Source organism: Escherichia sp. WS1265 (assembly GCF_046487585.1).
In the GTDB taxonomy this organism is placed as follows: domain Bacteria; phylum Pseudomonadota; class Gammaproteobacteria; order Enterobacterales; family Enterobacteriaceae; genus Escherichia; species Escherichia coli.
On sequence record NZ_JBJQJE010000010.1, the window covers coordinates 55958 to 76614 of the forward strand.

16 protein-coding genes are annotated in these 20657 nt (G+C 53.9%); 12 read left to right on the forward strand and 4 right to left on the reverse strand.

The window, feature by feature from the left end; all coding sequences use genetic code 11:
- The first annotated feature begins 67 nt into the window (after positions 1–67).
- From dppB to dppF, 4 genes are read left to right on the forward strand one after another with little or no spacing between them, the layout of a single operon-like run.
- Positions 68–1087, forward strand: a complete 1020-nt coding sequence (dppB, locus tag ACJHX3_RS11735) for a dipeptide ABC transporter permease DppB (RefSeq protein ID WP_000938853.1) — start codon at positions 68–70, stop codon at positions 1085–1087.
- 9 nt (positions 1088–1096) lie between these two features.
- Positions 1097–1999: a dipeptide ABC transporter permease DppC gene (gene dppC, locus ACJHX3_RS11740; RefSeq protein WP_000084677.1), complete on the forward strand. Its 903-nt coding sequence runs from the start codon at positions 1097–1099 to the stop codon at positions 1997–1999.
- 10 nt (positions 2000–2009) lie between these two features.
- On the forward strand, positions 2010–2993 hold the full coding sequence (gene dppD, locus ACJHX3_RS11745) for a dipeptide ABC transporter ATP-binding protein (protein WP_410236142.1): 984 nt from the start codon (positions 2010–2012) through the stop codon (positions 2991–2993).
- The gene (gene dppF / locus ACJHX3_RS11750; protein WP_000107026.1) at positions 2990–3994 is read left to right on the forward strand and encodes a dipeptide ABC transporter ATP-binding subunit DppF; all 1005 of its coding nucleotides are present in this window, start codon (positions 2990–2992) and stop codon (positions 3992–3994) included. The genes dppD and dppF overlap by 4 nt, the downstream gene beginning before the upstream one ends.
- A 29-nt stretch (positions 3995–4023) precedes the next feature.
- Here dppF and ACJHX3_RS11755 read toward each other — a convergent pair whose 3' ends face one another.
- The gene (locus tag ACJHX3_RS11755; RefSeq protein ID WP_001316716.1) at positions 4024–5295 is read right to left on the reverse strand and encodes an aromatic amino acid transport family protein; all 1272 of its coding nucleotides are present in this window, start codon (positions 5293–5295) and stop codon (positions 4024–4026) included.
- 475 nt (positions 5296–5770) lie between these two features.
- Here ACJHX3_RS11755 and ACJHX3_RS11760 point away from each other — a divergent pair, with 475 nt between their 5' ends.
- Both ACJHX3_RS11760 and ACJHX3_RS11765 read left to right on the forward strand, forming a co-directional pair.
- Positions 5771–5878, forward strand: a complete 108-nt coding sequence (locus tag ACJHX3_RS11760; protein ID WP_001295224.1) for a type I toxin-antitoxin system toxin Ldr family protein — start codon at positions 5771–5773, stop codon at positions 5876–5878.
- 375 nt (positions 5879–6253) lie between these two features.
- Positions 6254–6361, forward strand: coding sequence for a type I toxin-antitoxin system toxin Ldr family protein (locus tag ACJHX3_RS11765; protein ID WP_001295224.1), 108 nt, complete (start codon positions 6254–6256; stop codon positions 6359–6361).
- 86 nt (positions 6362–6447) lie between these two features.
- On the opposite strand, the gene bcsG is transcribed toward ACJHX3_RS11765, so the two are convergent.
- Genes bcsG through bcsE form a run of 3 tightly spaced genes read right to left on the reverse strand, consistent with a single transcriptional unit; the run spans position 6448 to position 9883 of the window.
- Positions 6448–8127 carry a cellulose biosynthesis protein BcsG gene (gene bcsG / locus ACJHX3_RS11770; RefSeq protein WP_000191599.1) on the reverse strand — a complete coding sequence of 560 codons (1680 nt, stop codon included), beginning with the start codon at positions 8125–8127 and terminating at the stop codon, positions 6448–6450.
- Positions 8124–8315, reverse strand: coding sequence for a cellulose biosynthesis protein BcsF (gene bcsF / locus ACJHX3_RS11775; protein WP_000988308.1), 192 nt, complete (start codon positions 8313–8315; stop codon positions 8124–8126). Before bcsF ends, bcsG begins: the two co-directional genes overlap by 4 nt.
- The gene (bcsE, locus tag ACJHX3_RS11780; RefSeq protein WP_001204954.1) at positions 8312–9883 is read right to left on the reverse strand and encodes a cellulose biosynthesis c-di-GMP-binding protein BcsE; all 1572 of its coding nucleotides are present in this window, start codon (positions 9881–9883) and stop codon (positions 8312–8314) included. The genes bcsF and bcsE overlap by 4 nt, the downstream gene beginning before the upstream one ends.
- A gap of 271 nt (positions 9884–10154) precedes the next feature.
- Here bcsE and bcsR point away from each other — a divergent pair, with 271 nt between their 5' ends.
- Genes bcsR through bcsC form a run of 6 tightly spaced genes read left to right on the forward strand, consistent with a single transcriptional unit; the run spans position 10155 to position 20640 of the window.
- Positions 10155–10343: a cellulose biosynthesis protein BcsR gene (gene bcsR / locus ACJHX3_RS11785; RefSeq protein ID WP_001063314.1), complete on the forward strand. Its 189-nt coding sequence runs from the start codon at positions 10155–10157 to the stop codon at positions 10341–10343.
- Positions 10344–10354: 11 nt separating this feature from the next.
- A complete protein-coding gene (gene bcsQ, locus ACJHX3_RS11790) occupies positions 10355–11107 on the forward strand; it encodes a cellulose biosynthesis protein BcsQ (RefSeq protein ID WP_000279503.1) in 753 nt (250 codons plus the stop codon).
- The gene (gene bcsA / locus ACJHX3_RS11795; protein ID WP_000025849.1) at positions 11104–13722 is read left to right on the forward strand and encodes a UDP-forming cellulose synthase catalytic subunit; all 2619 of its coding nucleotides are present in this window, start codon (positions 11104–11106) and stop codon (positions 13720–13722) included. The genes bcsQ and bcsA overlap by 4 nt, the downstream gene beginning before the upstream one ends.
- Before the next feature lie 10 nt (positions 13723–13732).
- Complete coding sequence (bcsB, locus tag ACJHX3_RS11800; RefSeq protein ID WP_094308222.1) at positions 13733–16072, forward strand: cellulose biosynthesis cyclic di-GMP-binding regulatory protein BcsB; 2340 nt, start codon at positions 13733–13735, stop codon at positions 16070–16072.
- Between the two features lie 6 nt (positions 16073–16078).
- Positions 16079–17185: a cellulose synthase complex periplasmic endoglucanase BcsZ gene (gene bcsZ, locus ACJHX3_RS11805; RefSeq protein WP_087890844.1), complete on the forward strand. Its 1107-nt coding sequence runs from the start codon at positions 16079–16081 to the stop codon at positions 17183–17185.
- Positions 17167–20640: a cellulose synthase complex outer membrane protein BcsC gene (bcsC, locus tag ACJHX3_RS11810; RefSeq protein ID WP_094322011.1), complete on the forward strand. Its 3474-nt coding sequence runs from the start codon at positions 17167–17169 to the stop codon at positions 20638–20640. Before bcsZ ends, bcsC begins: the two co-directional genes overlap by 19 nt.
- The last annotated feature ends 17 nt before the right edge of the window (positions 20641–20657 follow it).

The following is a 20657-nucleotide window of genomic DNA, read 5'->3' on the forward strand; positions in this document are numbered from 1 at the left end:
GGAATTGATTTGTGAGCAATACAGACACGCAGTTCCAGGCTGCGGGTCACTACAGAGAATCCGGGTTATGTTGCAGTTTATTCTCCGACGTTTGGGACTCGTCATCCCCACGTTTATCGGTATTACCCTTCTCACATTTGCCTTTGTCCACATGATCCCGGGCGATCCGGTGATGATCATGGCGGGCGAACGTGGGATCTCCCCAGAGCGTCACGCACAATTGCTGGCAGAACTCGGCTTGGATAAACCGATGTGGCAGCAGTATCTCCATTATATTTGGGGCGTAATGCACGGTGATTTAGGCATTTCGATGAAAAGCCGCATCCCGGTTTGGGAAGAGTTCGTGCCGCGCTTCCAGGCCACGCTGGAACTTGGCGTCTGCGCGATGATTTTTGCGACTGCGGTCGGTATTCCGGTTGGTGTGCTGGCTGCGGTTAAACGCGGTTCCATTTTCGATCACACAGCGGTTGGCCTGGCGCTGACCGGCTACTCCATGCCGATCTTCTGGTGGGGCATGATGCTGATCATGCTGGTTTCGGTGCACTGGAACCTGACGCCCGTCTCCGGTCGCGTGAGCGACATGGTGTTCCTCGATGATTCCAATCCGTTAACTGGTTTTATGCTGATCGACACCGCCATCTGGGGTGAAGACGGTAACTTTATCGATGCCGTCGCCCATATGATCCTGCCCGCCATTGTGCTGGGTACTATCCCGCTGGCGGTCATTGTACGTATGACGCGCTCCTCGATGCTTGAAGTGCTGGGTGAAGATTATATCCGCACCGCGCGTGCCAAAGGGCTGACCCGCCTTAGGGTGATTATCGTCCACGCGCTGCGTAACGCGATGCTGCCGGTAGTGACCGTTATCGGCCTTCAGGTGGGAACATTGCTGGCGGGGGCGATTCTGACCGAAACCATCTTCTCGTGGCCCGGTCTGGGGCGCTGGTTGATTGACGCACTGCAACGCCGCGACTATCCGGTAGTGCAGGGCGGCGTATTGCTGGTGGCGACGATGATTATCCTCGTCAATCTGCTGGTCGATCTGCTGTACGGCGTGGTGAACCCGCGTATTCGTCATAAGAAGTAAGGGGGCATCATGTCACAGGTTACTGAAAATAAAGTGATTAGCGCACCGGTGCCGATGACCCCGTTACAGGAGTTCTGGCACTATTTTAAACGCAACAAAGGCGCGGTTGTCGGGCTGGTTTACGTCGTCATCGTGCTGTTTATCGCGATCTTTGCCAACTGGATTGCACCCTATAACCCGGCGGAACAGTTCCGCGATGCACTGCTCGCCCCGCCAGCCTGGCAGGAAGGCGGCAGCATGGCGCACTTGCTGGGCACTGATGACGTGGGGCGTGATGTGCTGTCGCGGCTGATGTACGGCGCGCGCTTGTCGCTGCTGGTTGGCTGTCTGGTAGTTGTGTTATCGCTGATTATGGGCGTTATTCTCGGCCTGATCGCCGGTTACTTCGGCGGCCTGGTCGATAACATCATCATGCGCGTGGTCGATATCATGCTGGCGCTGCCAAGTCTGCTGTTGGCACTGGTGCTGGTGGCGATTTTCGGCCCGTCGATTGGTAACGCCGCGCTGGCGCTGACCTTCGTTGCCTTGCCGCACTATGTGCGCTTAACACGCGCCGCCGTGCTGGTGGAGGTGAATCGCGATTACGTTACCGCGTCTCGCGTGGCAGGTGCCGGGGCGATGCGTCAGATGTTTATTAACATCTTCCCGAACTGCCTTGCGCCTCTGATTGTTCAGGCGTCGCTCGGTTTCTCTAACGCCATTCTCGATATGGCTGCTCTTGGTTTCCTCGGCATGGGGGCGCAGCCGCCAACGCCGGAGTGGGGCACCATGCTCTCCGACGTGTTGCAGTTCGCGCAAAGCGCCTGGTGGGTCGTGACCTTCCCGGGTCTGGCGATCCTGCTGACGGTGCTGGCATTTAACCTGATGGGTGACGGTCTGCGTGACGCGCTCGATCCCAAACTGAAGCAGTAAGAGGTTCGAGATGGCGTTATTAAATGTAGATAAATTATCGGTGCATTTCGGCGACGAAAGCGCACCGTTCCGCGCCGTAGACCGCATCAGCTACAGCGTAAAACAGGGCGAAGTGGTCGGGATTGTGGGTGAGTCCGGCTCTGGTAAATCGGTCAGTTCGCTGGCGATTATGGGGCTGATTGATTATCCGGGCCGCGTAATGGCGGAAAAGCTGGAGTTTAACGGTCAGGATTTACAGCGTATCTCAGAAAAAGAGCGCCGCAACCTGGTGGGTGCCGAAGTGGCAATGATCTTCCAGGACCCGATGACCAGCCTTAACCCGTGCTACACCGTGGGTTTCCAGATTATGGAAGCGATAAAGGTGCATCAGGGCGGCAACAAAAGTACCCGCCGTCAGCGAGCGATTGATCTGCTGAATCAGGTCGGTATTCCCGATCCGGCATCGCGTCTGGATGTTTACTCGCATCAGCTTTCCGGCGGCATGAGCCAGCGCGTGATGATCGCCATGGCGATTGCCTGTCGGCCAAAACTGCTGATTGCCGATGAACCAACCACTGCGCTGGACGTGACCATTCAGGCGCAAATCATTGAACTACTGCTGGAGCTACAGCAGAAAGAGAACATGGCGCTGGTGTTAATTACCCATGACCTGGCGCTGGTGGCGGAAGCGGCACATAAAATCATCGTGATGTATGCAGGTCAGGTGGTGGAAACGGGCGATGTGCACGCCATCTTCCATGCGCCGCGTCACCCGTATACTCAGGCATTGCTGCGTGCGCTGCCGGAATTTGCTCAGGATAAAGAACGTCTGGCGTCGTTGCCAGGTGTCGTTCCCGGCAAGTACGACCGCCCGAACGGCTGCCTGCTTAACCCGCGCTGCCCCTACGCCACTGACAAATGCCGTGCTGAAGAACCGGCGCTGAATATGCTCGCTGACGGGCGTCAGTCCAAATGCCACTACCCACTTGATGATGCCGGGAGGCCGACACTATGAGTACGCAAGAGGCCACCTCGCAACAACCGCTGTTGCAGGCTATCGACCTGAAAAAACATTATCCGGTGAAGAAAGGTATGTTCGCTCCGGAACGTCTGGTGAAGGCGCTGGACGGCGTTTCGTTTAACCTTGAACGTGGCAAAACGCTGGCAGTAGTAGGTGAATCTGGCTGCGGTAAATCGACCCTCGGTCGGTTGCTGACGATGATCGAAATGCCCACCGGTGGTGAGCTGTATTACCAGGGGCAGGATCTGCTCAAGCACGATCCGCAGGCGCAGAAGTTGCGTCGGCAGAAAATCCAGATCGTCTTTCAGAATCCCTATGGTTCGCTAAATCCGCGTAAAAAAGTTGGGCAAATTCTTGAAGAGCCGCTGCTTATTAATACCAGCTTAAGCAAAGAACAGCGTCGGGAAAAAGCCCTGTCGATGATGGCGAAAGTCGGCCTGAAAACCGAGCATTACGACCGCTATCCGCATATGTTCTCCGGCGGTCAGCGTCAGCGTATCGCCATTGCCCGTGGTCTGATGCTCGACCCGGATGTGGTGATTGCCGATGAACCGGTTTCCGCGCTGGACGTTTCAGTGCGTGCGCAGGTGCTGAATCTGATGATGGATTTGCAGCAGGAGTTGGGGCTGTCTTATGTCTTTATCTCGCACGACCTGTCAGTGGTTGAGCACATTGCCGATGAAGTGATGGTGATGTACCTGGGCCGCTGCGTGGAGAAGGGAACGAAGGACCAAATCTTCAATAACCCGCGTCATCCGTACACTCAGGCGCTACTCTCCGCGACGCCGCGCCTGAACCCGGACGATCGCCGCGAGCGCATCAAGCTCACCGGTGAACTGCCAAGCCCGCTCAATCCACCGCCGGGCTGCGCGTTTAACGCCCGCTGTCGTCGGCGCTTCGGCCCCTGCACCCAGTTGCAGCCGCAGCTAAAAGACTACGGCGGGCAACTGGTAGCTTGTTTTGCTGTTGATCAGGATGAAAATCCGCAGCGTTAACTCACAAAACCGGGGCCATGCGCTCCGGTTTACTCAATCAGCTTCAACAGTGGCGACAAGCATAACAAAATGCCGTACAGCAGAATCAGCCAGGCTTTAAACCCGCGAAGTTTTTCCAGTTGTGCGACTTTATAGATCAGGAAAAATGGAATGAGGCACGACACAATGCCATATAACGGGCTTCCCAACTGAAAGAACACCAGCACCGATACACGAAACGAAACCCAAATCGTCAACGTAATGACGATAAAAGCGCAGATCGCCAGAGTCAGCACGCGTGAGTTAATTTTCTTGGTATCAATAATTCGGCTTAACAGATTGAGAATAATGCCTTTAATGGCCTCGTGGAAACCGAGATAAATGCCAAAGAATGCGGTCAGTACGGCAAAGATATTCAGCACCGTCGAGGTGATATGAATGATATGCCCAGGGATCACCTGCGCAGCCAGTGCCAGTGCCGAGATATTTTGTTCAAAGGCAGAAACGGCTTCTTCGTGGCTAATTGAGAAGGTAAACGAAAAGGCAAAAAACAGGATCACCGCGATGAGCGTGATATAACTAATTCGGTGGGTACGCAGCGCGAGCCGGGTTGCCAGTACTTTATCCGCTTCCCGTTTACGATAGGCAATATTCATTGGGTTAAGTACCTGAATAAATACCGCAGAAAAGAAGCAAAAGGGAATGGTAAGCAGGACATCGCGGAAAAAGACGGAGGCTTGCGGGAAGGCGGTTATATTGGCGAAATTCCAGTGCGGGATCATCGCAAAACCGAACACGACAATAATCCCTACTTTGACCACCACCATTGGCCCGGAAATCTTAAACAGTAATCGTTCACCACCAGACGCAATTGCCACCAGTACGGCGAAAATGGCGACTTTATAAAGTAGAGATTGTGAAAGATCGGCATCGGTTAAACCGAAGGTTTTCAGGTACGAGGCGCTGTCGAAAACCACGGAGAGAGAGTAGATAAAAATCCCGTGGATAATCATCAAAAAGTAGATAACCCCGAGGAAAATTCCCCAGTTCTTCCCCAGGTAATGACTGATAATATCGGTGTAGTCATTACAGGAATCGCTTTCAGAAAGGGTTTTTAAATAAATGTCCTGCACTACCCAGGTGGCAGGATAAGCAATGATCGCTGCGGTAATAAATACCCAAATTCCCTTCAAGCCAATTTGTACTGGCATCAGCACGGTTCCGGCACCAATCGCCATGCCTATGCATAATAAAACCCAGCCGAAGTCGTAGCGTGTAAACGGCATTTTCTGATCGTGTTTCGGTAGTGTGTTGTGCTGCATAAAGTCCTGTCCAGAAAGAAGTCGGCCTCGCAAAAATGAATAAACCCAGTTTCTCTTGCGCAACAGGTGGAGAAGTCGAATACGCAGTATGTAAAAAATGAGGCAACAGATTCACTGGGGAGGTCGCGAGGAGGCGCAATTCTACAAAATTGCGCATTTCACTACCAGTCTGGAGTCAGCCCGGATATGAACTGCAACTATTGCAAATAAAGAAATTAAGCTGGAAGGCATCACGCAATGAGGAAGATTGCCGGGTGCTGACGGTAAAAAGCAATCGTAGAATCAGCGGCAAGCCGGAAAGGTTCCGGTGAGGCGCAATGTTGCGGGGGCTTTATCCCTGGTGGCATTGGTTGCTGGAGAGAGAAAACCCCCGCACGTTGCAGGTATGCACCTGACAACATCACGGGGGCCATTCTTGAACCTACACAACTCAAGAATAGCCGCGAAACGTTGTCATTACAACAGAGGCGGCTATATGACGCTCGCAGAGCTGGGCATGGCCTTCTGGCACGATTTAGCGGCTCCGGTCATTGCTGGCATTCTTGCCAGCATGATCGTGAACTGGCTGAACAAGCGGAAGTAACGTGTCATGCGGGCGTCAGGCTGCCGTAATGGCAATTTGCGCCCGGATCAGGCCGCAGGGGTGAAACTCTGCGGCCTTTTTCGTAAGAAAAATGCAACGGTTGCAAGCGGATAATATTCTGCGGAATGCGCAGCACAGAGTGAAGACGTGATGGATTCCGGAACAGAAAAACAGTCGTAGAATCAGCGGCAAGCCGGAAAGGTTCCGGTGAGGCGCAATGTTGCGGGGGCTTAATCCCTGGTGGCATTGGTTGCTGGAGAGAGAAAACCCCCGCACGTTGCAGGTATGCACCTGACAACATCACGGGGGCCATTCTTGAACCTGAACAACTCAAGAATAGCCGCGAAACGTTGTCATTACAACACAGGCGGCTATATGACGCTCGCAGAACTGGGCATGGCCTTCTGGCATGATTTAGCGGCTCCGGTCATTGCTGGCATTCTTGCCAGTATGATCGTGAACTGGCTGAATAAGCGGAAGTAACGTGTCATGCGGGCGTCAGGCTGCCGTAATGGCAATTTGCGCCCGGACCAGGCCGCAGGGGTGAAACTCTGCGGCCTTTTTCGTGCTTACTGCGGGTAAGGCACCCAGTCGCCGCCGTTCAGGCGAACGTACGGTTTATCCTGGTATTGAATAACTACTGCATTTGAGTTCTCGGAGACCGGTGCTGTTTGTGGCAACCCACTGGTGAGTTTTTTCCAGTCAACATTGTCTTCGGAGAAAATCTTGCCATCAAGAACGCGAACCACCAGATCGGAGATAGCCAGGAAGCTGCTCGGTTGGTCGATGACAATCGGTGCCCCCTGATGTGGTGCCTTCATGCCGAAGAATTTCACCCCAACGGGGACGTCTGTGATAGACGGGCTAGGGATATCACGTAGACCAGATACCTGCATTCTGTCGCCCTTCAGCGCGCCACCGTGTTCCGGCACCACTACCACCATCACTTTACGACCCGATTTCTCCAGTTCAGTAAAGAAGGCTTCCAGCTCATCAAAGAATTTCTGTGCTCGTGCTTTGTAATCCGCTGTTTTGCTGACGCCCGGATAATGGTTGCCGTCATGCAGTGGAAGTGTGTTGTAGAACGTAGCACTACGGCTGTTTTTATCTTTTTCGGTAACGTCCAGCCAGCGGTTAAGCACGGCGGTATCGTCATAAACCGGCGAACCATCAAAGCCCAGCAAAATAACCGGCAGATTTGTTTGATCCATCAATTCGGTCTGCATGCCGCCATTTTCGCGAACTTCTTTCAAAAAACCGCCGAACTGGCCGTTATGTCCCATCATCAGGTGCTGTGTAAAGCCCAGTTTCGACAGGTTATCAAACAGATAGCAGTCATTATTTGCCGGTTGATACAGATTAGTGTGCGAAGTCTGCCCGCAGCTGGCGCGCAGTAAACGGATCGCCGCCGGGCCACTGTAGGAGGTGGCGGAGTTAAAGTTCTTGAACTCAATATCGAAATGCGACCACAGCGGATGCGACATCAACCCGGCGGCTTCAATATCCGACCAGGAAAGCGAACAGATATTAATCACCAGTAGTTCAAATGGCTGAGCATCAGCGGGCAGTGAAGACGGGAAGGTCGATTTACGTTTCGCCTCCGCGTTATAGAAATTATTCAGCCAGGCGTTAAGGTTCGCCGTTGTTGGCGGTGCAGTTTGTGCGGGCATATCACCCACTACCGGTGCGCCACCCGTCGCGGCAACGGTTGCCGCTGCGTTACCACCCGTCGTTGTTACAGTGGTCGTCGGTTGACCGGCTGGCCACAAGGAGAAACTTGGTCCCGCCAGGGTAAGTACGTTCAGCCATAGCAGAATGGCAACCACAAAAACGGTAATGCGAATCCATTGTGACAGGAATAACCAGGCCACTAATAAAACAAAAATGGCCCCAATCATCTGCCAGTTAATAAAGCGTGTGACAAGGTCGATTAAATAATCGGTACTGAACCCCGCCACCTGCGAACCCTGGCTCATTATGCTTTCCGGGCCAGGCAACCAGGTGTCATGCCAGAACAAAGCAAAGCCGATCGGCAGGGCAATCCAGTGGCGTAAGCGATGCAGGCTGTAGCGCGGAATGGGCATCAGCAGAAACGCGGCAAACACCAGATTGAGGAGCGGATGGAAGTTAAGATATCCCGCCCACAACAGGCCGAACTTAACCAGAAAATAGAAGTTCCAGCCGGAAAGACCGCGCCAGTATTGCCAGAGGGAAGAAGGCATGGCGGTATTTTGCGTAAATTGAGTCATTTTTTGGTTGCCCTGGCTTTTTCCGTGCGGCGTAACGTCCCGGCCGGTTTAACATAACGAGGTTTAGCAAAGAACAAACGTAAGGTGTCGCGAATGCGTCGCAAAGAGTGCCGCGCCAGATAGCCCAGCGGGAAAAATATCAGTGCGCAAACGACAATAATTTCAATGATATCGCTGATGGTCATCATGATGAGCGCTCCACAGCATCATCTAACAGTCGCATTGGTTCTGGTATTCGTCGCCAGTGGCGACCATCGTGCTCGGCATTGATGACCGGTTTAGAACTTTGCGTTAAAGGCAGCGGCATGCCCCATTGTTCTGGGGCAAGCAGGCGCATCTGCACCAGCTCGGCACTGATTTGATCATCTTCAAACCAGACCATACGGTTTGAGAAAATGTCGCCAGTCGGCAATGGGAAAATATGATTCAACGCGGTATCCAGATCGTTAATCCGACAGAATGAGAGAAACAGCACCAGCCGATTACCGCCAATAGTCATGATATCGCCGGTGCGGTTAGGGCGACACAGCGTCAGGGCTTGCTCAACGCGGATACCCGGTACCGGACGTAGGGCAACCAGAACGCCTTTACCGTGGGCAGGTAATAGAGGGTTATTCATCATGTTGTTGACGGCATTACAGAATACATCCCACTTCTGGAAACCACGCAGTTTGAGCGGCTGGGTCATTGACAGCAAGGTAGTGATATCTTCCGGCACATAGCGACTAAACTTCTGCCCTTGCACGCTTTCGATCATCGTCAGACAACGGGAGAGAGGCGCATTCCACGGAATAACCATATTTGCACCGCAGGCCAATAACAAACGTTCATCGGTGGCGCGCAGGCTTGCGGTATTTTCCCGTACGAGGATTTTCATCGCACTACCGCGCTGGCGACGCAGAGTATGAATGCTGCGGGCCAGTGGCTCGATTTGCGCATTTTGTTGTAAAGAAAAGACCACCGTCGCCGCCTGAGCGGTACGGGCTTCATTGAACAGGACTTCGTTATTGTTGAACAGTTGCCAGTGTTCCGATAGCGGCGGCGCACCTTCCAGCACAGCAACATTACTCAGAATGCGTTTTTCGTCGCTGCGTGGTTGGATCTCCGCCTCTTCGCTTTGAACTAATGTCCAGATACCATTTTGTTGCTGAACGCTAAGCTGCTGACGGGCGCTGACCCCTTTTTCGTTGCACCAGAAGGCAATATCCAGCAAATGTTGGTCGCCCTGAAAACGCAAACTGGCAAGACCAAAAAGTGAACGGTATTCCTCAAGCAACAATGAAAATTGTTTATCGTTATTATTTCCGGGATTAATTACCAAAAGCGAACAATGGTTTAACCTGCTCCATTTATTCATTTTATCCAACCATGAGCGAAGCCGCTCGGCAGGAATGTTTTGCCATGCGTTATTTGCGCAAACAAGAATAAAAAGGTAATTATGGGGATCAATAGAACACTGCAAATCACGGGCCAAATAGTATAGACCTTTTTCATGATTTAGCATTGAAAATAATTTTATTTTTTCCGGTCCTTGAGAATCATCTAATTGAAAGATTTTCGCCGGATCGCTGTCCATGCTAATGACCGCGACGTGTGCGGTTTCAGCCTGGGATGCAATTGTTTGATTCGCCAGACTGATAGCATCTTTATGGCGATCGACGTTAAACCACCAGACGCCGCCTGCTGGCATATGTCGCAGCTCATCCCATAATGATGAGATACCGATAGAGAATACAGGGTCCACAATGTCCCTCATGTCATCATTTTGTCTGATTATCAGTTTACTAGCGAAAGCTAAGAAATAAACCTACCATTGAAATTAAAACTTATCAGATTTAGCATGTGAATCAATTTAGCAGGTCACAAGACGTGTGATTTTAGTCTTTTCGTTTTTAACTTTTTTTGTTGCGTAACGGAAAGTCAAAAAGTGAGCAAATTCCCGTCTCGCCGTAAACAATAAACCGGCGAAATGCTCACGGTTAGAATTGTCTCATGAACGGTACGGTTATTTCATAGGGATCAAGCAAATGAATAACAATGAACCAGATACTCTGCCTGATCCCGCGATAGGCTATATCTTCCAGAATGATATTTTGGCGTTAAAGCAGGCATTTTCACTGCCTGATATTGATTATGCCGATATTTCCCAACGCGAACAGTTGGCCGCGGCATTAAAACGCTGGCCGTTGCTGGCAGAGTTTGCGCAACAAAAGTAGGGGATTGGTGAATGGCCGTACTGGGATTGCAGGGGGTGCGGGGAGGCGTGGGGACAACAACCATCACCGCCGCATTAGCCTGGTCATTACAAATGTTAGGAGAAAATGTCCTGGTGGTCGATGCCTGCCCGGACAACTTGTTGCGCCTGTCATTTAACGTTGATTTTACCCACCGTCAGGGCTGGGCCAGAGCTATGCTGGATGACCAGGACTGGCGTGACGCCGGGTTGCGCTATACCTCGCAGCTCGATTTGCTGCCTTTTGGTCAGTTATCCATTGAAGAACAAGAAAATCCGCAGCACTGGCAAACCCGGCTGAGCGATATTTGCTCCGGCTTACAGCAACTAAAAGCCAGCGGGCGTTACCATTGGATTTTAATCGACTTACCGCGTGATTCCTCGCAGATAACCCACCAGCTGCTGAGTTTGTGCGATCACTCGCTGGCAATCGTCAATGTGGATGCCAACTGCCATATCCGGCTGCATCAGCAGGCGCTGCCGGATGGCGCGCATATTTTGATTAATGACTTCCGTATCGGCAGTCAAGTTCAGGACGATATTTACCAGCTTTGGTTGCAAAGCCAGCGCCGATTACTGCCGATGCTCATTCATCGTGATGAAGCGATGGCTGAATGCCTGGCGGCTAAGCAACCAGTCGGTGAATATCGCAGTGATGCGCTGGCGGCTGAAGAGATACTGACGCTGGCTAACTGGTGCCTGTTGAACTATTCCGGGCTGAAAACGCCAGTCGGGAGTGCATCATGAGTATCCTGACCCGGTGGTTGCTTATCCCGCCGGTCAACGCGCGGCTTATCGGGCGTTATCGCGATTATCGTCGTCACGGCGCGTCGGCTTTCAGCGCGACGCTCGGCTGTTTTTGGTTGATCCTGGCCTGGATTTTTATTCCGCTGGAGCACCCGCGCTGGCAGCGTATTCGCGCAGAACATAAAAACCTGTATCCGCATATCAACGCCTCGCGTCCGCGTCCGCTGGACCCGGTCCGTTATCTCATTCAAACATGCTGGTTACTGATCGGTGCATCGCGCAAAGAAACGCCGAAACCGCGCAGGCGGGCATTTTCAGGTCTGCAGAATATTCGTGGACGTTACCATCAATGGATGAACGAGCTGCCTGAGCGCGTTAGCCATAAAACACAGCATCTTGATGAGAAAAAAGAGCTCGGCCATTTGAGTGCCGGGGCGCGGCGGTTGATCCTCGGTATCATCGTCACCTTCTCGCTGATTCTGGCGTTAATCTGCGTTACTCAGCCGTTTAACCCGCTGGCGCAGTTTATCTTCCTGATGCTGCTGTGGGGGGTAGCGCTGATCGTACGGCGGATGCCGGGGCGCTTCTCGGCGCTAATGTTGATTGTGCTGTCGCTGACCGTTTCTTGCCGTTATATCTGGTGGCGCTACACCTCTACGCTGAACTGGGACGATCCGGTCAGCCTGGTGTGCGGGCTTATTCTGCTCTTCGCTGAAACGTACGCGTGGATTGTGCTGGTGCTCGGCTACTTCCAGGTAGTATGGCCGCTGAATCGTCAGCCGGTGCCATTGCCGAAAGATATGTCGTTGTGGCCGTCGGTGGATATCTTTGTCCCGACTTACAACGAAGATCTCAACGTGGTGAAAAATACCATTTACGCCTCGCTGGGTATCGACTGGCCGAAAGACAAGCTGAACATCTGGATCCTTGATGACGGCGGCAGGGAAGAGTTTCGCCAGTTTGCGCAAAACGTGGGGGTGAAATATATCGCCCGTACCACTCATGAACATGCGAAAGCGGGCAACATCAACAATGCGCTGAAATATGCCAAAGGCGAGTTCGTGTCGATTTTCGACTGCGACCACGTACCAACGCGATCGTTCCTGCAAATGACCATGGGCTGGTTCCTGAAAGAAAAACAGCTGGCGATGATGCAGACGCCGCACCACTTCTTCTCACCGGACCCGTTTGAACGCAACCTGGGGCGTTTTCGTAAAACACCGAACGAAGGCACGCTGTTCTATGGTCTGGTGCAGGATGGCAACGATATGTGGGACGCCACTTTCTTCTGCGGTTCCTGTGCGGTGATTCGCCGTAAGCCGCTGGATGAAATTGGCGGCATTGCTGTCGAAACTGTGACTGAAGATGCGCATACTTCTCTGCGTTTGCACCGTCGTGGCTATACCTCCGCGTATATGCGTATTCCGCAGGCGGCGGGGCTGGCGACCGAAAGTCTGTCGGCGCATATCGGTCAGCGTATTCGCTGGGCGCGCGGGATGGTGCAAATCTTCCGTCTCGATAACCCGCTCACCGGTAAAGGGCTGAAGTTTGCTCAGCGGCTATGTTACGTCAACGCCATGTTCCACTTCTTGTCGGGCATTCCACGGCTGATCTTCCTGACTGCGCCGCTGGCGTTCCTGCTGCTTCATGCCTACATCATCTATGCGCCAGCGTTGATGATCGCCCTGTTCGTGCTGCCGCATATGATTCATGCCAGCCTGACCAACTCGAAGATCCAGGGTAAATATCGCCACTCTTTCTGGAGTGAAATCTACGAAACGGTGCTGGCGTGGTATATCGCACCACCGACGCTGGTGGCGCTGATTAACCCGCACAAAGGCAAATTTAACGTTACCGCCAAAGGTGGACTGGTGGAAGAAGAGTACGTCGACTGGGTGATCTCGCGGCCCTACATCTTCCTTGTTCTGCTCAACCTGGTGGGCGTTGCGGTAGGCATCTGGCGCTACTTCTATGGCCCGCCAACCGAGATGCTCACCGTGGTCGTCAGTATGGTGTGGGTATTCTACAACCTAATTGTTCTTGGCGGCGCAGTTGCGGTATCGGTAGAAAGCAAACAGGTACGCCGATCGCACCGCGTGGAGATGACGATGCCCGCGGCAATTGCCCGCGAAGATGGTCACCTCTTCTCGTGTACCGTTCAGGATTTCTCCGACGGTGGTTTGGGGATCAAGATCAACGGTCAGGCGCAGATTCTGGAAGGGCAGAAAGTGAATCTGTTGCTTAAACGTGGTCAGCAGGAATACGTCTTCCCGACCCAGGTGGCGCGCGTGATGGGTAATGAAGTTGGGCTGAAATTAATGCCGCTCACCACCCAGCAACATATCGATTTTGTGCAGTGTACGTTTGCCCGTGCGGATACATGGGCGCTCTGGCAGGACAGCTATCCGGAAGATAAGCCGCTGGAAAGTCTGCTGGATATTCTGAAGCTCGGCTTCCGTGGCTACCGCCATCTGGCGGAGTTTGCTCCTTCTTCGGTGAAGGGCATATTCCGTGTGCTGACTTCTCTGGTTTCCTGGGTTGTATCGTTTATTCCGCGCCGCCCGGAGCGGAGCGAAACGGCACAACCATCGGATCAGGCTTTGGCTCAACAATGATGATAACGCGATGAAAAGAAAACTATTCTGGATTTGTGCAGTGGCTATGGGGATGAGTGCGTTCCCCTCTTTCATGACGCAGGCGACGCCAGCAACGCAACCACTGATCAATGCTGAGCCAGCTGTAGCCGCCCAGACGGAACAAAATCCGCAGGTTGGGCAAGTGATGCCGGGCGTGCAGGGCGCTGATGCCCCCATCGTGGCGCAGAACGGTCCTTCGCGTGATGTGAAGCTGACCTTTGCGCAAATTGCGCCGCCGCCGGGCAGCATGGTGCTACGTGGCATTAACCCGAACGGCAGCATTGAGTTTGGTATGCGCAGCGATGAAGTGGTGACGAAGGCGATGCTCAACCTCGAATACACGCCATCGCCATCGTTACTGCCTGTCCAGTCGCAGTTAAAGGTTTATCTCAATGATGAACTGATGGGCGTGCTGCCAGTGACCAAAGAACAGTTGGGTAAAAAAACGCTGGCACAAATGCCCATTAACCCACTGTTTATTACCGACTTCAACCGTGTGCGGCTGGAGTTTGTCGGTCATTATCAGGACGTGTGCGAAAACCCGGCCAGCACCACGCTTTGGCTGGATGTTGGGCGGAGCAGTGGACTGGATTTGACCTATCAGACCCTGAATGTGAAGAATAACCTGTCACACTTCCCGGTACCATTCTTTGACCCGCGTGATAACCGTACTAACACCTTGCCGATGGTCTTTGCGGGTGCGCCGGATGTCGGGCTGCAACAAGCATCTGCCATTGTCGCCTCGTGGTTTGGTTCGCGTTCTGGCTGGCGTGGGCAGAACTTCCCGGTGCTCTATAACCAATTGCCGGATCGCAATGCCATCGTTTTTGCCACCAATGACAAACGCCCGGATTTCCTGCGCGATCATCCGGCGGTAAAAGCCCCGGTGATTGAGATGATCAACCATCCGCAGAATCCTTACGTCAAACTGCTGGTGGTGTTTGGTCGTGACGACAAAGACCTGTTGCAGGCAGCGAAAGGTATCGCTCAGGGTAACATCCTGTTCCGTGGTGAAAGCGTGGTAGTGAATGAAGTGAAACCGCTGCTACCGCGTAAGCCGTACGATGCGCCGAACTGGGTGCGTACCGATCGTCCGGTCACCTTTGGTGAACTGAAAACCTATGAAGAACAGTTGCAATCCAGCGGTCTTGAGCCAGCAGCGATTAATGTTTCGCTAAACCTGCCGCCAGATCTCTACCTGATGCGCAGTACCGGCATTGATATGGATATCAACTATCGCTACACCATGCCGCCGGTGAAAGACAGTTCGCGGATGGATATCAGCCTGAATAACCAGTTCCTGCAATCCTTCAACCTGAGCAGTAAACAGGAGGCGAACCGCCTGCTGCTGCGGATTCCGGTATTACAAGGTTTGCTGGATGGCAAAACGGATGTCTCTATTCCGGCGCTGAAACTGGGCGCGACCAACCAGCTGCGCTTCGACTTTGAGTATATGAACCCGATGCCGGGCGGTTCGGTGGATAACTGCATTACCTTCCAGCCGGTGCAGAATCATGTGGTGATTGGTGACGATTCCACCATCGACTTCTCGAAGTATTACCACTTCATCCCGATGCCGGATCTACGCGCCTTTGCTAACGCGGGCTTCCCGTTCAGCCGGATGGCGGATCTGTCACAAACCATCACCGTGATGCCGAAAGCGCCTAACGAAGCACAGATGGAAACCTTGCTGAATACCGTTGGCTTTATCGGTGCGCAGACGGGCTTCCCGGCGATTAACCTGACGGTGACCGATGATGGCAGCACCATTCAGGGCAAAGATGCCGACATCATGATCGTCGGTGGTATCCCGGACAAACTGAAAGACGATAAGCAGATCGACCTGTTGGTGCAGGCGACCGAAAGCTGGGTGAAAACGCCGATGCGCCAGACCCCGTTCCCCGGCATTGTACCGGATGAGAGCGATCGCGCGGCAGAAACTCAATCAACGCTGACCTCTTCCGGTGCGATGGCGGCGGTGATTGGCTTCCAGTCGCCGTATAACGACCAGCGTAGCGTGATTGCGCTGCTGGCAGATAGCCCACGCGGTTATGAAATGCTTAACGATGCGGTGAACGATAGCGGCAAACGCGCCACCATGTTCGGTTCGGTCGCGGTGATCCGCGAGTCCGGTATCAATAGCCTGCGTGTTGGCGACGTCTATTACGTTGGCCATCTGCCGTGGTTCGAACGCTTATGGTATGCCCTGGCAAACCATCCGATTCTGCTGGCGGTGCTGGCGGCAATCAGCGTCGTGCTGCTGGCCTGGGTACTGTGGCGTCTGCTGCGTATTATCAGCCGTCGTCGTCTTAACCCGGATAACGAGTAATTGAAGATGAATGTGTTGCGTAGTGGACTCGTGACGATGCTGCTGCTGGCTGCCTTTAGTGTTCAGGCAGCCTGCAACTGGCCTGCCTGGGAGCAGTTCAAAAAGGATTACATCAGTCAGGAAGGGCGCGTCATTGACCCAAGTGACGCGCGTAAAATCACCACTTCCGAAGGGCAAAGTTACGGCATGTTCTTTGCCCTGGCGGCTAACGACCGTGCAGCTTTCGATATTATTCTCGACTGGACGCAGAACAATCTCGCTCAGGGTTCTTTAAAAGAACGTTTGCCCGCATGGCTGTGGGGCAAGAAAGAGAACAGTAAGTGGGAAGTGCTGGACAGCAATTCGGCCTCCGATGGTGATGTCTGGATGGCCTGGTCGTTGCTGGAGGCGGGGCGTTTGTGGAAAGAGCAGCGTTATACCGACATCGGCAGCGCATTGTTAAAACGTATTGCGCGGGAGGAAGTGGTGACGGTGCCTGGACTGGGTTCCATGTTGTTGCCAGGCAAAGTGGGATTTGCTGAGGATAACAGCTGGCGTTTTAACCCCAGCTACCTGCCGCCGACGCTGGCGCAGTATTTCACCCGCTTTGGCGCGCCGTGGACCACGCTGCGCGAAACCAATCAACGTTTATTGCTGGAAACCGCCCCGAAAGGCTTTTCGCCAGACTGGGTGCGCTATGAGAAAGACAAAGGCTGGCAGCTAAAAGCCGAAAAAACATTGATCAGCAGCTACGACGCTATCCGCGTTTACATGTGGGTAGGCATGATGCCTGACAGCGATCCGCAAAAAGCGCGGATGCTCAACCGGTTTAAACCGATGGCGACATTCACTGAGAAAAACGGCTATCCGCCAGAAAAAGTGGATGTGGCTACGGGGAAAGCGCAGGGTAAAGGACCGGTCGGTTTTTCTGCCGCCATGCTGCCCTTTTTACAAAACCGCGATGCGCAGGCCGTTCAGCGCCAGCGCGTGGCCGATAACTTTCCCGGCAGCGATGCCTATTACAACTATGTGCTGACCCTGTTTGGACAAGGCTGGGATCAACACCGTTTCCGCTTCTCGACAAAAGGTGAGTTATTACCTGACTGGGGCCAGGAATGCGCAAATTCACACTAAACATATTCACGCTTTCCCTCGGTCTGGCCGTCATGCCGATGGTCGAGGCAGCACCAACCGCTCAGCAACAGTTGCTGGAGCAAGTTCGGTTAGGCGAAGCGACCCATCGTGAAGACCTGGTGCAACAGTCGTTGTATCGGCTGGAACTTATTGATCCGAATAACCCGGACGTCGTTGCCGCCCGTTTCCGTTCTCTGTTACGTCAGGGCGATATTGATGGCGCGCAAAAACAGCTCGATCGGCTGTCGCAGTTAGCGCCGAGTTCAAATGCGTATAAATCGTCGCGGACCACAATGTTGCTTTCCACGCCGGATGGTCGTCAGGCACTGCAACAGGCAAGATTGCAGGCGACTACTGGTCATGCAGAAGAAGCTGTGGCGAGTTACAACAAACTGTTCAACGGTGCGCCGCCGGAAGGTGACATTGCCGTCGAGTACTGGAGTACGGTGGCGAAAATTCCGGCTCGCCGTGGCGAAGCGATTAATCAGCTAAAACGCATTAATGCGGATACGCCGGGCAATACGGGCCTGCAAAACAATCTGGCGCTATTGCTGTTTAGTAGCGATCGCCGTGACGAAGGTTTTGCCGTCCTGGAACAGATGGCGAAATCAAACGCCGGGCGCGAAGGGGCCTCTAAAATCTGGTACGGGCAGATTAAAGACATGCCCGTCAGCGATGCCAGTGTGTCGGCGCTGAAAAAATATCTCTCGATCTTTAGTGATGGCGATAGCGTAGCTGCGGCGCAATCGCAACGGGCAGAACAGCAAAAACAGCTGGCCGACCCTGCTTTCCGCGCTCGTGCGCAAGGTTTAGCGGCGGTGGACTCTGGTATGGCGGGTAAAGCCATTCCCGAACTACAACAGGCAGTGCGGGCGAACCCGAAAGACAGTGAGGCTCTGGGGGCGCTGGGCCAGGCGTATTCTCAGAAAGGCGATCGCGCCAATGCGGTGGCGAATCTGGAAAAAGCCCTCGCCCTGGATCCGCACAGCAGCAACAACGACAAATGGAACAGTCTCCTGAAAGTAAACCGCTACTGGCTGGCGATCCAGCAGGGCGATGCTGCGCTGAAAGCCAATAATCCTGACCGGGCAGAACGGCTGTTCCAGCAGGCACGTAATGTCGATAACACCGACAGCTATGCAGTGCTTGGGCTGGGCGATGTGGCGATGGCGCGCAAAGATTATCCCGCCGCCGAACGCTATTACCAGCAGACCTTGCGTATGGACAGCGGCAACACTAACGCCGTGCGCGGGCTGGCGAATATATACCGCCAGCAATCACCAGAAAAAGCTGAAGCGTTTATCGCCTCGCTCTCTGCCAGTCAGCGGCGCAGCATTGATGATATCGAACGCAGCCTGCAAAACGACCGTCTGGCACAGCAGGCAGAGGCACTGGAAAAGCAGGGCAAATGGGTGCAGGCGGCAGCACTTCAGCGGCAACGACTGGCGCTGGACCCCGGCAGTGTATGGATTACTTACCGACTTTCACAGGATCTCTGGCAGGCCGGACAACGCAGCCAGGCCGATACGTTAATGCGTAATCTGGCGCAGCAGAAGCCGAACGACCCGGAGCAGGTTTACGCTTATGGGCTGTATCTCTCTGGTCATGACCAGGACAGAGCGGCGCTGGCGCATATCAACAGCCTGCCGCGCGCGCAGTGGAGCAGCAATATTCAGGAGCTGGTTAATCGACTGCAAAGCGATCAGGTACTGGAAACCGCTAATCGCCTGCGAGAAAGCGGCAAAGAAGCTGAAGCGGAAGCGATGCTGCGCCAGCAACCACCTTCCACGCGCATAGACCTCACGCTGGCTGACTGGGCGCAACAACGACGTGATTACACCGCCGCTCGCGCTGCATATCAGAATGTCCTGACGCGGGAGCCAACTAACGCCGATGCCATTCTTGGTCTGACGGAAGTGGATATTGCTGCCGGTGACAAAGCGGCGGCACGTAGCCAGCTGGCGAAGCTGCCCGCTACCGATAACGCCTCTCTGAACACTCAGCGGCGCGTGGCGCTGGCGCAGGCGCAGCTTGGAGATACCGCAGCGGCGCAGCAGACGTTTAATAAGTTGATCCCGCAGGCAAAATCTCAGCCGCCGTCGATGGAAAGCGCGATGGTACTGCGCGACGGTGCGAAGTTTGAAGCGCAGGCGGGCGATCCAACGCAGGCGCTGGAAACCTACAAAGACGCGATGGTCGCATCCGGTGTGACCACGACGCGTCCGCAGGATAACGACACCTTTACCCGACTGACCCGCAATGACGAGAAAGATGACTGGCTGAAACGCGGCGTGCGCAGCGATGCGGCGGACCTCTATCGTCAGCAGGATCTTAATGTCACCCTCGAGCACGATTACTGGGGTTCGAGCGGCACCGGTGGTTACTCCGATCTGAAAGCGCACACCACTATGTTGCAGGTGGATGCGCCGTATTCTGACGGGCGGATGTTCTTTCGTAGTGATTTCGTCAATATGAACGTCGGCAGTTTTTCCACTAATGCCGATGGCAAATGGGATGACAACTGGGGCACCTGTACATTACAAGACTGTAGCGGCAACCGCAGCCAGTCGGATTCCGGTGCCAGCGTGGCGGTCGGCTGGCGAAATGACGTCTGGAGCTGGGATATCGGCACCACGCCGATGGGCTTCAATGTGGTGGATGTGGTCGGCGGCATCAGTTACAGCGATGATATCGGGCCGCTGGGTTACACCGTTAACGCCCATCGTCGGCCCATCTCCAGTTCTTTGCTGGCCTTTGGCGGGCAAAAAGACTCCCCGAGCAATACCGGGAAAAAATGGGGCGGCGTGCGTGCCGACGGCGTGGGGCTAAGCCTGAGCTACGATAAAGGTGAAGCAAACGGCGTCTGGGCATCGCTTAGCGGTGATCAGTTAACCGGTAAAAATGTCGAAGATAACTGGCGCGTGCGCTGGATGACGGGCTATTACTATAAGGTCATTAACCAGAACAATCGCCGCGTCACCATCGGCCTGAACAACATGATCTGGCATTACGACAAAGACCTGAGTGGCTACTCACTCGGTCAGGGCGGTTACTACAGCCCGCAGGAATACCTGTCGTTTGCCATACCGGTGATGTGGCGGGAGCGGACGGAAAACTGGTCGTGGGAGCTGGGGGCGTCTGGCTCGTGGTCGCATTCACGCACCAAAACCATGCCGCGTTATCCGCTGATGAACCTGATTCCGACCGACTGGCAGGAAGAAGCTGCGCGGCAATCGAACGATGGCGGCAGCAGTCAGGGCTTTGGCTACACGGCGCGGGCATTACTTGAACGACGTGTTACTTCCAACTGGTTTGTCGGCACGGCAATTGATATCCAGCAGGCAAAAGATTACGCACCCAGCCATTTCCTGCTCTACGTACGTTATTCCGCCGCCGGATGGCAGGGTGACATGGATTTACCGCCGCAGCCGCTGATACCTTACGCCGACTGGTAAGTTTTCAGATAGCGCCT